Origin of the sequence: Dyadobacter fanqingshengii (assembly GCF_023822005.2) — a bacterium.
GTDB lineage: Bacteria > Bacteroidota > Bacteroidia > Cytophagales > Spirosomataceae > Dyadobacter > Dyadobacter fanqingshengii.
The window spans coordinates 2,402,222-2,414,375 of record NZ_CP098806.1; the positions used below are offsets into that span (position 1 = coordinate 2,402,222).

General features: G+C 45.5%; 13 protein-coding genes. 3 read left to right on the forward strand and 10 right to left on the reverse strand.

The features are described 5' to 3' along the window. Positions 1 to 10: 10 nt before the first annotated feature. The 6 genes from NFI81_RS09940 to NFI81_RS09965 all read right to left on the reverse strand — a co-directional run bounded on the left by NFI81_RS09940 (position 11) and on the right by NFI81_RS09965 (position 3,839). On the reverse strand, positions 11 to 589 hold the full coding sequence (locus NFI81_RS09940) for a Crp/Fnr family transcriptional regulator (RefSeq protein ID WP_234612606.1): 579 nt from the start codon (positions 587 to 589) through the stop codon (positions 11 to 13). Between the two features lie 17 nt (positions 590 to 606). Further along, the gene (locus tag NFI81_RS09945) at positions 607 to 912 is read right to left on the reverse strand and encodes a response regulator (RefSeq protein WP_234612605.1); all 306 of its coding nucleotides are present in this window, start codon (positions 910 to 912) and stop codon (positions 607 to 609) included. 48 nt (positions 913 to 960) lie between these two features. Beyond that, positions 961 to 1,677, reverse strand: a complete 717-nt coding sequence (locus NFI81_RS09950; RefSeq protein ID WP_234612604.1) for a pirin family protein — start codon at positions 1,675 to 1,677, stop codon at positions 961 to 963. A 30-nt stretch (positions 1,678 to 1,707) separates the two neighbouring features. Further along, positions 1,708 to 2,334, reverse strand: a complete 627-nt coding sequence (locus NFI81_RS09955; protein ID WP_234612603.1) for an alpha/beta hydrolase — start codon at positions 2,332 to 2,334, stop codon at positions 1,708 to 1,710. A gap of 68 nt (positions 2,335 to 2,402) precedes the next feature. Further along, positions 2,403 to 3,341 (reverse strand): ring-cleaving dioxygenase, encoded by a 939-nt coding sequence (locus NFI81_RS09960; protein ID WP_234612602.1) that lies wholly within the window; start codon positions 3,339 to 3,341, stop codon positions 2,403 to 2,405. Positions 3,342 to 3,446: 105 nt separating this feature from the next. Next, positions 3,447 to 3,839, reverse strand: a complete 393-nt coding sequence (locus NFI81_RS09965) for a DUF2958 domain-containing protein (RefSeq protein WP_256549266.1) — start codon at positions 3,837 to 3,839, stop codon at positions 3,447 to 3,449. A gap of 264 nt (positions 3,840 to 4,103) precedes the next feature. Here NFI81_RS09965 and NFI81_RS09970 point away from each other — a divergent pair, with 264 nt between their 5' ends. Beyond that, positions 4,104 to 6,101 carry a T9SS type A sorting domain-containing protein gene (locus tag NFI81_RS09970; protein WP_234612600.1) on the forward strand — a complete coding sequence of 666 codons (1,998 nt, stop codon included), beginning with the start codon at positions 4,104 to 4,106 and terminating at the stop codon, positions 6,099 to 6,101. A 51-nt stretch (positions 6,102 to 6,152) separates the two neighbouring features. Here NFI81_RS09970 and NFI81_RS09975 read toward each other — a convergent pair whose 3' ends face one another. Then, entirely contained in the window at positions 6,153 to 7,016 is an 864-nt protein-coding gene (locus NFI81_RS09975) for a helix-turn-helix domain-containing protein (RefSeq protein ID WP_234612599.1), read from the reverse strand. Between the two features lie 91 nt (positions 7,017 to 7,107). Between NFI81_RS09975 and NFI81_RS09980 the strand changes: the two genes are divergently transcribed. Continuing rightward, positions 7,108 to 8,061, forward strand: coding sequence for an NADP-dependent oxidoreductase (locus NFI81_RS09980; RefSeq protein WP_234612598.1), 954 nt, complete (start codon positions 7,108 to 7,110; stop codon positions 8,059 to 8,061). Between the two features lie 18 nt (positions 8,062 to 8,079). Here the strand turns inward: NFI81_RS09980 and NFI81_RS09985 are convergent, their stop codons facing one another. Both NFI81_RS09985 and NFI81_RS09990 read right to left on the reverse strand, forming a co-directional pair. Next, complete coding sequence (locus NFI81_RS09985; RefSeq protein WP_234612597.1) at positions 8,080 to 8,286, reverse strand: hypothetical protein; 207 nt, start codon at positions 8,284 to 8,286, stop codon at positions 8,080 to 8,082. A 150-nt stretch (positions 8,287 to 8,436) separates the two neighbouring features. Then, the gene (locus NFI81_RS09990; RefSeq protein WP_234612596.1) at positions 8,437 to 9,627 is read right to left on the reverse strand and encodes a pyridoxal phosphate-dependent aminotransferase; all 1,191 of its coding nucleotides are present in this window, start codon (positions 9,625 to 9,627) and stop codon (positions 8,437 to 8,439) included. Positions 9,628 to 9,992: 365 nt separating this feature from the next. On the opposite strand from NFI81_RS09990, the gene ytxJ reads away from it, so the two are divergent. Then, positions 9,993 to 10,325 (forward strand): bacillithiol system redox-active protein YtxJ, encoded by a 333-nt coding sequence (gene ytxJ, locus NFI81_RS09995; RefSeq protein WP_234612595.1) that lies wholly within the window; start codon positions 9,993 to 9,995, stop codon positions 10,323 to 10,325. 85 nt (positions 10,326 to 10,410) lie between these two features. Here ytxJ and NFI81_RS10000 read toward each other — a convergent pair whose 3' ends face one another. Next, positions 10,411 to 12,021: an aminotransferase class V-fold PLP-dependent enzyme gene (locus tag NFI81_RS10000; protein WP_234612594.1), complete on the reverse strand. Its 1,611-nt coding sequence runs from the start codon at positions 12,019 to 12,021 to the stop codon at positions 10,411 to 10,413. Positions 12,022 to 12,154 lie beyond the last annotated feature (133 nt).

Consider the following 12,154-nt stretch of genomic DNA (forward strand, 5'->3'; position numbering starts at 1 on the left):
CAACATTATTTTACTTTTCACTCAGTTTTTTTCGCACTTTACTGAGGAATTCAGGCGAGAAACCCAGATATGACGCGATGTAGTGCTGGGCGACACGTTGTGGAATGGCGGGGTAACGATTAAGGAAATCCAGATACTTTTCGACAGCAGTCGTGGAAATGGTGCGGAAGAGCCTTTCCTGCAATTGAGCAAGATTTCGCTGCACCATAAGCCGGAACATTCGTTCAAAGCCGGGCACCTTTGCGAGTAATTTTTCTTTGGTTTCCGGTGTGAGGACCAGGAGCTCACAATCTTCAAGCGTTTCAATGTACACCAGGCCCGGCGTTTGGTTTTGGAAGCTGGTAATGTCGCTGACCCACCAGTCTTCCACTGCAAACTGCAATGTAACTTCCGCGCCGGAATTGTCAATGTGATAAGTCCTGATACAGCCTTTCAGAATGTAGGCTTCAAACTGGCATATTTCGCCTTCCTGCAATAGGAAGCTCTTCCTGGGGTATTTTTTGAATTGAAGCAGAGAATCGAAATACTCCAGATCTTCGGGAGCGAACATCATGCACCGCAGTGCATAATTATTTATTTTTTCAAACATGCTTCAATTTGTTTCAGTTACCGTTGCGCGAGCGCATGCTGGATTTCCGAGGAAAGCAGGCCGCTTCCTCCTCCATAATGCCGCATGCAGATCGTTTCAGGCGCAATTGACTCGCATAGGCGCAAAATTTGCGATTCAGCTTCGTCATCCACGCCAACGCCTAAAAGTACTAAATCAAATTTACTTATCTTCAAAGCTTCCTGCGCCTCGGCATAACTGGCAACGCCTGTGCCATTCCATCCGGCATTTTTGTTGATCAGTCGAATGATGGTTTCCAGTATTTCTGCATGATCGGCCAGAACGAGAATATTTATATTTGCCATGTTATTGGAATTAAGCTTTTAATCATTCGCCGATGGGCTTCACATATTTCACCACTTTTCCGGAACCTCCATTAAAAGCACTTCTGCGTCGCTGTCGGCAGTGATTTTCACATCTGGATCTGGCCACAAGCCATAGCCGTCCCTTTGGTCCAAAGACTGACCATTCACAACAATTTTCCCTTTCATTACGAACACATACAGTCCATTACCGGCTTGCTTCAGGGAAAAATTAGTTTCAAAACCCTTGTCTAGTTCCGCGATATGGAACCACGCTTGCTGCTGGATCCACACGCCCTCGTCGTTCGGATCGGGTGAAAGAATTTGCAAAAATTTGTTGTGCTTATCACCTTTACTATAATCGAGCTGGTCGTAGCGTGGGGTTACGTTTAATTTATCCGGATAAAGCCATATCTGGAGAAAGGTTACAGGCTCAGCAGGATCTTTGTTAAACTCCGTATGATAAATGCCTGTACCTGCGCTCATTGCCTGTATTTCACCCGGCTTAATAACCGCCACATTGCCCATGCTATCCTGATGTTCCAATGTGCCTTCCAATGGAATCGAAATGATTTCCATATTGTCGTGCGGATGTTTGCCGAAACCTTTTCCACCATTCACAATATCATCATTTAAAACCCGTAAAGCGCCAAACTGAATCCTTTGCGGATCATAATGATCATGAAAACTAAATGTCTGTGCGCTTTTCAGCCAGCCGTGATCGGCCACGAAACGGGAATCGGCCTTATGCAAAATGTTGTCTTTCATCACTTCCTTACATTAACTTTCTGCTGAAATTTATGCACCTAAAACATGCTTGTTAGCTAGCTGAATTTCCTGCGAAGAAATCGTGTGCTGGCGTCCTGGATAAATCGCGAATGTTACGAAAGCATTCATCCGCTCCAAAATCGCAATGCTTTCCTTAACCCGGGAAACCGGCACATGCGGATCGGGATCACCCGTAGCAATGAACACAGGCGTCCCTGCAAAGTCTCCCTGATAACTCTCCTCAGTCATCTCCTCTCCGACCAGTCCACCCGTAAAGGCAATAATCCCGCCATAGCGCTTTGCATTTCTGGCGGTATACTCCAATGTAAGACATGCACCCTGCGAAAACCCCGCAAAATATATGTTTTCCGCTGCTATTCCGTCTGCCTCAATGTCCGCAACCAGCTGACCAATAAGCGCCAGCGCCGAATCCAATGCAGGCTGATTTTGCGCCACAGGAGCCATGAAACTATAAGGATACCAACTGTTATTAGTTGCTTTTGGCGCATAAATGGCCATATCACTGATATTAAGCACTCGTTTTAGCGAAATAATATCTTCCGCAGAACCGCCCCGGCCATGTAACGTGACAATGGCTTTTTTGGCTTCGCCAATCGCCACTCCGTCCTTTATGATTTGCTTGCTATGGGTATACATGATATTTGAATATAATGTTTAAAACTTAGCCGGGCTGATATGCAGTCCGGCTAACTAGCATGTTTTCCTTAAACCAATTTGGGAAGCACACTTTCAATCTGGGCCCTGCGGGGTTCGTATTGGGGTGGAAGTTGCAAACCTGTCCCCAGCTCCTCAACCGTTTCGTCCGTTGCAAATCCAGGGTTATCGCTTGCAATTTCAAATAACACGCCACCTGGTTCACGGAAATAAAGTGAATAGAAATAATTCCGGTCTATTTTATCCGTGATCTGGTGCCCGGCTTCAATGACTTTTTTACGGAATTCCATTAAAATATCATCATTAGCAACCCTGAAAGCAACATGGTGAACAGATCCGCCCGCCACGTGACCGGCCCTTTCGCCAGGGACTTCAACCAGGTCGACGATTGCTGCATTCTCAACCGCGTCAGTTACAAACCGGAAGCGGTTAACATGTTGTTCCAGTAATTTGTATCCAAAAATATCCGTCAGAATTTTGGCGGTTTCTTCGATTTTGTTGCTGGTAATGGTAATGCTGTGAAATCCGCGTGTTGCGTTCTCGGCAGTCACTTCGGTTGTTCCATAAGGCGTTCTGTTATCGACTGTTTTTGGAACAGTAAGCTCAAATTTCAGACCGTCTGGATCCAGGAATGTCAGATATTGTTCTCCGAATTTTTCAGCAACCTTATTATAGGTCACATGGTTAGCATCCAATCTTTTCAACCAAAAATCAAGGCTTCCTTCCGGAACAGAATAACCGATTTCAGTAACCTGACGGGTTCCCCGGCGCCCCGCAGGAATTTGGCTGCCCCAGGGAAAAAATGTCAGGATTGTGCCCGGCGTTCCTTCTTTGTCGCCATAATAAAAGTGATATGTGTTCGGGTCATCGAAATTGACGGTTTTTTTCACCATTCTCAAACCCAGAACCCTTGTATAGAAGTCGTAATTTTTTTTGGCATCACCGGCAATGGCTGTAATGTGATGTATCCCGTTGATTGTATTTTCCATGTTTTCCAAAAGTTTAGTTCTCTTTGTTTTTGTTGATACAAAGATACCATCCCCCCAAAGGCGAAAACATTGAACTAGGACAAGAAAGTGAGCGGGTGACGAAATTTAAATGGAGAGTTTAAGTGCCGCTTCTCTCAGCAGCGCTTCATCCTCTGTCACCCGCTTATTAGCCTTGGCGGCTTCCAGGTAGACACTCATGGGATATTTGCCATCGAAGGCGGGATCAATTTCTACCATGGGAACTCTTAGCCTTGCGTGCTTGATGCTTTCGAGATCAGTGATGGAAACGTAGCTTAGCTCGGGTTTCCCCTGCCCGAGATCACATAGGCCGAATGCAATGTTGTTGGTCGCGTCCAGTTCCGAAAGCAGCCAGATCGCCTTGCCGTATTTTGAATGTAGCTTCACAACAGGTGCATGATCCTTGGCCAGGTCACTTTGCACTTCCTGGGCGTTGTGGATCATTATTTCTCTTAAATTCTGCGGAATCATATTTACCATTTCACAAAAGTAGCGGATTCTAATTTAATTCGGCAGCCCGGAAAAATCCCCTATACACTACAACCCGATAAATAAATAATATTACAGAACATGCAGAATTACTAGATCATTGACTAATTTCAATCCGACGTTTTTTCATTCCTGATAGGTTCTCACCCCGACCAGACTGACAGAAATCAGCCCCGACGAGTCAAGACACTTGTGCCCAGTCGATTATAAAATTTTTTAATTAAACCAATAACAAACCATAATAACGATTACTCTATGAATAAAAATTTACTCCGTCTTTCTTACCTCCTCCTTCTATTAGTTTCTCACTTAAGTTTTGCACAGGTTACCGTAACTTTTCCTACTGAGAGAGCCGTTTTTCAGCGAAACAATGCTAATGAAGCCAACGTATATATTGGAGGGTATATCACAGAACCTTTTCAACAAATAGAAGCACGCTTTATTCCGCGTGTCACAGGTGAAGGCGAGGCCGCTCCTATTGGTGGTGGCTGGACAATTATTGATGCAACACCATATGGAGGGCATTTCTACGGCATGATGACCATTAAGGGCGGCTGGTACAAGCTTGAAGTGCGTGGAGTCAAAAATGGAAGTGAACCTAAACTTGCCAGCGTCGAACGTGTGGGTGTCGGTGAGATTTTTGTGGTTGCAGGTCAGTCCAATGCAACGGGTGGCGACGCCAATCCCAATGGCCCGGGTGCATCGAATGATCAGGTTAACAGCGTGAATTTTCAAAATGTCAGCGGCGGTACGATCACGGAATACAACAATGTGCAACTGCCTTGCCCTGAATTTGTACACTTGGATGCAAGCACGAAAACAGCTCCATTTGGAAATTACGCATGGTGCTGGGGCTCATTTGGGGACAAAATTTATGAAAAATATAAAGTGCCTGTCATGATTTTCAATGCGGGCTGGTCGAGCACGGGAATTGAGGAATGGCGACAAACCATTGACCCGAATGCTGTTACAACCGGACCCTTTGGCTACACTTTTCCCCGGGGTTTGCCTTTCGGGCACCTCAGACTTGCATTAAATAATTACGTTGCCCAGCTGGGCATTCGCGCGGTGCTCTGGCATCAGGGGGAAACGGATAATTTTATCGAAAGCTCACTAACAGTGAACCCGAAAGACCGCTACCGTGACAAATTATGGGAAGTGATCAATGCAAGCCGAAACCTTTCGGGCAAAAGCAATTTGGCGTGGATTGTGGCGCGGGCATCGCGTTTCACTTTTGATGGTGCTACAAGGACTTCCGCCAATGTTGTAGCAGCTCAAAATGAATTGATCAACAACGACGGAACTTATGCCCATGTTTATCAGGGCCCTGAAACGGACCCCTATTACGACATTCAGTATCGCAGCGACGAGGTCCATTTTCGCGGCGATGGCGTTACGCCTTCTCCCGATGGCAATGTTTATTCAGGTTTGATCTCTCTGGCTGGTTTTTGGAACGATAAGATCACCAGCGACTTTATGAGCCAATCGACGCCATATCCGGCCCTGCCACCAGCCGAAGTTACTGCTACACAAACACCGGGAAGCACCGATCTGACATTCACCGGACCAAATATCCCGGGGGGGTCGGTATACAACTGGCTTAATGCAGATAATTGCAATCAGGTGCTCAGCACTTCGCAGCAATGGACCGCGACGACAGGTTTCTACAAACTAAAAATCGTCGACTCAAACAAAAACACCATTTTCTCGCCGGGCCTCGCCGTTTCCGGCACTTCGCTTCCGGTTGTATGGAAGTATTTCAATGTTCGGAACACCGGAAATAGCCGTCCCCTTATTCAATGGGCAACTTCCCAGGAAATGGATGCGTCGCATTTTGAGCTGGAGCGTGGCAGTAATGCGATCTTTTTTACCAACATCAAAACGATTGAAGCAGCAGGAAATTCGAAAAGTGCAAACACGTACGAATATCAGGAAGAATTTCTGCCCTCAGGCGTTTATTACTATCGAATCAGGCAGGTGGATCTTGATGGCAAGTTTAATTACAGCCGTGTTGTAAGCACCAAAATCGCTGAAAACGATGCGATTAAGGCATATCCTAATCCAGTAACCGACATGCTGAGCATTGAATCAGAAAAAGTGCTGGGACTGGTAGAAGTAACCAATGTGGCAGGAATAAAACTCCATATATCCAGACAAAATCTGAATGCCATGACGCTTGATATGAGCAAATTCCCAACGGGTTTGTATACAATTACCGCCAACGGAAAGAGTTACAAGATAGTTAAAAAGTAATTTCGAATGCTCAGGGAACAATGTTCATTTTTCCCTGAGCATTTTCACATTTCAGGAAGCCAGTGCCAGCACTCCCCGCCGAAATTCCGATGGACTCACGCCTTTGTATTTCTTGAAGGTCTTCGTCAAATGACTGTCATCCGTGAAATTTAGTTCCGCAGCTATTTCGTTCAAACGCATATCACTATGCTTTAATCTGATCTCCACCAGCAACAATTTGTAGTTAATTATGTATTGCTGGAGATTTTCATTGGTATGTTTCTTGAAGTACTCGCTGATGTAATTCAGTGAGATATTGAAATGCGAAGCGATATTTTCAGCCTTTAATTTGTCCGGGTTGTAAATATTCTGGTGAATGTAGTGTATAATCTCTAAAGACAGACTCTGGCTGAGATTGGACTTTTCAGGAATATGCAGCGAAATATTCCTCGCTACCACCGTAATCAATGTGTTCATCAGCTGCTGCACAAGCTCTTTATGTAGGGTTTGCTGGTTTACATGTTCCTGCACAATCGCATCCATCAAGGCCCTTACCAAGGGTTTATCATGCACATTTCTCAAAATACACCCTTGCAAATGATTGCTGTTTTGGAAAATGTATTCCAGTTTATGTGCCCAGTCTCCCAGGTTACTATACCGCTCATTTGCCCTCTGCGCATTCAAATAGATGTTATTGAAGCGGATAAACATGAACGAAGTGGTGGTCAGTACTTCCGTATAATGCGTATCCATAGGCATCACCAGAAACAAATTTTCTGGCGAATACTTGAACTCGCTTTGATTGATATGGTAAGTGCCTTCGCCTTCCATAATGTATATCAATTCGATGAAAGTATTCTTATGCGCTTTCACCGGACATTCGTTGACTTTAACGAACCGTATATCAAAGGGTTGAAACAAATTATGTATTTCCATACCTATAAAATTACGGAATTAACCCAAATTTTTACAAGAAATAAGCTCTATCGTACTGCGAAATTTGTATCGTTAAATCAAACAATACATTATGAAAGCGATAGCATTAAAAGAAACCGGAGGAATCGAAAATCTGATTTTGATCGAAACAAAAACTCCACAGGTTAAACCGAATGAAGTTCTGATCAAAGTAAAAGCAATCAGCATCAATCCTGTCGATGGCTTTGTCAGAGGAAATAAAGCCTATCATGAAAGAGTAATAAATCCGCAACCTGGTGAGAATGTGATACTTGGTTGGGATGTTTCAGGAACAGTTGCCGAGATCGGAAATGATGTTTCTGATTTCAAAATCGGTGACGATGTTTTTGGGATGGTCAATTTTCCCGGTCACGGAAAAGCTTATGCCGAATATGTTGCGGCACCAGCCGATCAGTTAGCACTTAAACCTGAAAACATTACGTACGAAGAAGCAGCTGCGGCGACATTGGCCGCGTTAACTGCCTGGCAGTCGTTAGTTACCTATGCCAAAATCAAAAAAGGCGATAAAATCCTGATCCACGCGGCAGCTGGCGGAGTCGGGCATTATGCAATCCAGATCGCTAAACATTTTGGGGCGCATGTCATCGGAACTGGCTCGGCGGCAAAAAAGGATTTTATCATCGGTCAGGGAGCGGACGAATTCATCGATTACACTGCTGAAAAATTTGAACAAAAGGTTCGGGATGCAGACATTGTGCTGGACTCAATTTTCGGAGACCACGTGGTACGCTCACTTGAATCGGTAAAACACGGCGGAAGGCTTATTTCGCTGCTCACCTTTTTCACAGACGAAGCTCTCCTCAAAAGGATCGCCGAAAAAGCAGTTTACGCGCATCGGCTGGGCGTGGTTTCCAGCGGCGAAGACATGAAACAGATTGCCGGGCTCCTTGCCAACGGAACATTACATTCGCACATTTCCGCTAGTTTTAGTTTCGAAGAAATCCCGCAGGCGCAGACGCTTGTTGATGCCGGCAGAACGGTTGGTAAGGTGGTGATTACATTATAATTGCCAAGTGTTCTTTAATCAGGAGATTTGAGGAAGGGAAGAGCAATTCAAGTCCTCCGCCAGATCCTTCTGCGTCATTTTACGCTCGCGCAATGCACTCAACACAATGACGCCGATGGCAAACGAAAGCCTCAGGCACGCATGATTTTCTTGCCTGGCTTTCGCCTCAGGCAGCCAAGTCATATCCTGCTTGGCATTTTTCAGTTTTTCTCTAAACTTTTCCATCGCTTTAATAATTAATCCTGCTTATGCTCGTGAAAAAACTGATCGAGAAACTCCGCATCGTTCCAGAGCTCAAACATCACAATTTTCACAAACAAAAAAACGGACACCTTGCCGGGTGTCCGTTTTTTATCAAATACAAACCATCAAATGCTAGCTCATTTCCTGCAATGCGCTGACGAAGAGCTTCATTTCATCTTTTGTTCCTATGCTGACGCGACACCAGGGCTTCTCCCGGATGTCCATTGCTTTGATTACAATGCCCTTGTCGACCATCTTTTTGAGGAATTCTTTGCCGGGCATATTGATGGGAAAAATTACAAAATTGGTGAAGGAGGGCACATACTGATAACCCATCGTTTTCAGGTTTTCGTATAAATAGTTCTTCGCCTCCGTGTTCAATTTTCTGGTATTATTTTGAAATTCGACGTCATCCATGGCCGCAGAAGCTGCATATACAGATGTACACGCAATGCCGGAACCGCCGCCTTTGGCTGTTTTCTTAATCATATCCAATGTAGCAGGCATTGCCGTAATGTAGCCAACGCGCAGCCCGGCCATTCCCATGATCTTCGAAAAAGTTCTGGCGATAATGACGTTTTTATTTTCCTTTAAAAGTGAAACCATACTTTTGTTATCAGCGCCTTCGACGAGCTCAATGTAAGCTTCATCAATAAATATGGGCACTTTTTCAGAGACGCGACTGCAAAAATCAGTCAGGGCTTTGGTAGAAGTAACCGCGCCAACAGGGTTGTTCGGATTACAGATGTAGACGAGTTTTGTGTCCTTATCAATGGCCTTTTCCATCGCGTCCAGATCATGCGACCAGTCGGCTTTACAAGGCACCGGTTTCCAGGTTGCGCCAATAGACTCGGCGACGCGGATCAGCGACATGTAAGTTGGGTCTGCTGAAACCAGGTTACCGCCGTCTTTGAAAACCGCAAGCGCAGTTTTTTCGAGCAAATCGCCTGATCCATTGCCCATCATAATGTAATCGCCACTCACACCTTCTTTCGCGGCGATCTTATCGGTAAGTGCTTTCAGTTCGGTGCGGGCGTAACGGTTTCCCTTTTCAATGGATTCGGCAATTGCCTTTCTTGCCATGGGTGGCGGGCCATAAGGATTTTCATTGGAGCCGATCCTGGCAACCATTTTAGCAAGATCAGGCTCCTGGTCCAAAAAATGCCCCCTTACCATAGGACTGTAGAAGATCCGGTTCAACTTGTCTAGCCTCATCGGCGTGCTTGCAAAAGCGCCCTCCGTTAAAAATGGCGCGACTGCCAGCGCACCCATTGACGCAAAACCGGATTTAAGCAAACTGCGACGGTTGATTTTCTGTACCATTGGAAATGTGTTAGTGGTTGAAATGTGACATTCGGTTACAGGATTTAATACAACTATGAAAGAAAATCATTGTTGTTGCTTGGAGGCAGTGCGGCTACCGGGAATTTTGCTTGCGGCGAGGAATACAAATAATCTTTCGATTTTATGCAACATTTAAATATAATCAATTGCTTTATTGCAGAAAAGCAATAAATAAAACAAATGCGGGTCCTGAGAAATATTAATGCTTAAATATTCTTTTTTATAAAATAAGTACAACAACATCAATGAGTTAGCAGCCTTTTTTGAAGTCAGGGAATGAAAAAGGGTAGTTGTGTTGTTGTTAATGCATTGCCGGAATTCAAGACAAATTTTATTGGAGCTTTATGAATTGGATTACAATCAATAGCACGGAAGAGGTCGAACAGATTTATAAGTCATCGGAGTATGCTATTATTTACAAACATAGCCCGCGGTGCATGACCAGCCTGATGGCTTATCGTCAGTTAAAATCGGATGTTAATACGGTCCCGCATGTGGATGTGCCGCTTTACATCGTGGATGTGGTTAATAACCGTACCGAATCCATGTCGATTGCAAACAGCTTTAAGGTGCAGCACGAGTCGCCTCAATTATTGGTTGTTAAAAATGGCGAATGCGTGTTTGATGCTTCGCACGAAGACATTTCATTGCACGATACACTTTCCTATTTTCAATAAACGGATATTATTCGGATAAAAAAGAGACCGTTTAGCAGGTTACCCTCGCCGAACGGTCTCTTTTTATGTTAATGCCGGCAATCTGCTAGGTGGCCAGCGGAGGACCCGACGGGATCATGATCTTCTCCCGCTTCATTTTGAATTTCAGCTTTTTGGCAGTGAATTTTGCCGTCATATATTCCCCCATATAAATCGAGCCGGTCATCACATCATCTTTCACTGTCCCAGAGAACATGAATGTGATCGCATCCCCGGGCTGGCGGTCGGTGCTGCGCATTTTGAACTCATTACCCTCAACGGTTCCCTGTAACTCACGTACACTGAACTCCCCTTTGTGAGAACCTTCGAGCCAGTTTCCGTCCTGCTCGATAATGAGCGTTTGCTTGCTGGTAGACGAGAAAAATTCAACATTCGCGTCCCAATGTCCTTTGAGAGAAACTGATGCGGCGGCCATTTCTGCCTTTTGCGGAGCTCTTTTTTGAGATAAAACTTCAAATAAGCGATCCGAAACCACCTTATCATCTCCCGGCTGCATTTGCCCTGTTGTGATGGAAATAAATGTGGCCCCGTCGCGGCTGCCGCCACCCAATGCGATCCGCGGTTTAGTTCGTCCGAAAAGCTCAGCGATTTCTTCACCCGTAATGTTCAGTTTAGCCGGGTCCCAGGAAACCCGTAATTGCGGGGTCCGGTTTGAAAGCTGTTTCGGTTCAACAACCGTTGTCTTAACGGATTCGATTGTGGAAACCTTTTTAGAAATGTTGTCCAGCCACGAAAGCCATCTTTTCCATTCGCCCGCATGGTCCCGTTTTATCCAGGCTTCCACCGCGGCAACCATCCCCATCGTCTCTTCCCTGCCCACCTTATTGTCGCGTCCGGGTCCGTGATGCGGGGCGCTTGCCTGCCAGGCCGACATTAACAGATCTTTTCTACCCAAAACCAAACCAGCACATTGCGGTCCGCACAATGCTTTTCCACCGCTGTAAATCACAACATCCGCACCCAGTTTCAAATGAACGTTGGGAATAGTAAGGTCTTCGGCGGCTGCATCCACCATTACGGGAATGTTTTTTGGCTTCGCTAATTTCGATATTGCTTCCAGGGACATTGGCCCGCTCATGGACTCGTCGCCAGCCATCAGATAAATCATCGCCGTGCGCGAGCTGATGGCATTGGATAGTTCTTCAATGGAATCGACCGTAATCAATGTTACGCCAACATTGCGCAGCGCATGGTCATACACGTTACGCGAATATCTTGGAATGATGACCTCTGTTTTATCAAAGCCGGCCAGGTTCGGAACGCGGATCAGCTTCTCAGGATTTCCGCCCGTTACACATGCAACGGTCACATGTTTCATGCCTGCTGCACAACCAGCCGAAACCAGCCCCCATTCCGCTCCGGTAAGCTCGGCCAGCCGTTTTCCGGCACCAAATGCAAGCTCATCGTACTGCACAAAAACCTGCGCTGCGGCATCCATGGCAGCGCGCACTTCCGGCCTCTCGATAGAACCGCCAATGATGGTAAATGTTCCCCGGCAGTTGATGATCGGTTCCACGCCAATGGCCTGGTAAATCTCTTTGCTCGCAGCTATTTCAGTGCTTCGCGAAACAGTTTCGGCTGCCTTTTTTTGCGGAAGCATGATACTTCCAGCGAGCGGAAGCATGGATAAATCTTTGATTGCATCTCTACGTTTCATTACTTTTTTAAAGCGGTTAAGGAATGTTAAATGGATTTAGCGGACAAAAGCGCGGTAAAGTATAAGATTTCGCATAATTGAACGACGGCAAGTCATTATATGGCATTCATGCAGAATAACGGAGCGAGTTTAA

What these genes read in the sequence shown, in the direction of transcription:
- NFI81_RS09940 (WP_234612606.1), bottom strand. Translation starts at nt 589, where the DNA reads ATGTTTGAAAAAATAAATAATTATGCACTGCGGTGCATGATGTTCGCT.
- NFI81_RS09945 (WP_234612605.1), bottom strand. Translation starts at nt 912, where the DNA reads ATGGCAAATATAAATATTCTCGTTCTGGCCGATCATGCAGAAATACTG.
- NFI81_RS09950 (WP_234612604.1), bottom strand. Translation starts at nt 1,677, where the DNA reads ATGAAAGACAACATTTTGCATAAGGCCGATTCCCGTTTCGTGGCCGAT.
- NFI81_RS09955 (WP_234612603.1), bottom strand. Translation starts at nt 2,334, where the DNA reads ATGTATACCCATAGCAAGCAAATCATAAAGGACGGAGTGGCGATTGGC.
- NFI81_RS09960 (WP_234612602.1), bottom strand. Translation starts at nt 3,341, where the DNA reads ATGGAAAATACAATCAACGGGATACATCACATTACAGCCATTGCCGGT.
- NFI81_RS09965 (WP_256549266.1), bottom strand. Translation starts at nt 3,839, where the DNA reads ATGGTAAATATGATTCCGCAGAATTTAAGAGAAATAATGATCCACAAC.
- NFI81_RS09970 (WP_234612600.1), top strand. Translation starts at nt 4,104, where the DNA reads ATGAATAAAAATTTACTCCGTCTTTCTTACCTCCTCCTTCTATTAGTT.
- NFI81_RS09975 (WP_234612599.1), bottom strand. Translation starts at nt 7,016, where the DNA reads ATGGAAATACATAATTTGTTTCAACCCTTTGATATACGGTTCGTTAAA.
- NFI81_RS09980 (WP_234612598.1), top strand. Translation starts at nt 7,108, where the DNA reads ATGAAAGCGATAGCATTAAAAGAAACCGGAGGAATCGAAAATCTGATT.
- NFI81_RS09985 (WP_234612597.1), bottom strand. Translation starts at nt 8,286, where the DNA reads ATGGAAAAGTTTAGAGAAAAACTGAAAAATGCCAAGCAGGATATGACT.
- NFI81_RS09990 (WP_234612596.1), bottom strand. Translation starts at nt 9,627, where the DNA reads ATGGTACAGAAAATCAACCGTCGCAGTTTGCTTAAATCCGGTTTTGCG.
- ytxJ (WP_234612595.1), top strand. Translation starts at nt 9,993, where the DNA reads ATGAATTGGATTACAATCAATAGCACGGAAGAGGTCGAACAGATTTAT.
- NFI81_RS10000 (WP_234612594.1), bottom strand. Translation starts at nt 12,021, where the DNA reads ATGAAACGTAGAGATGCAATCAAAGATTTATCCATGCTTCCGCTCGCT.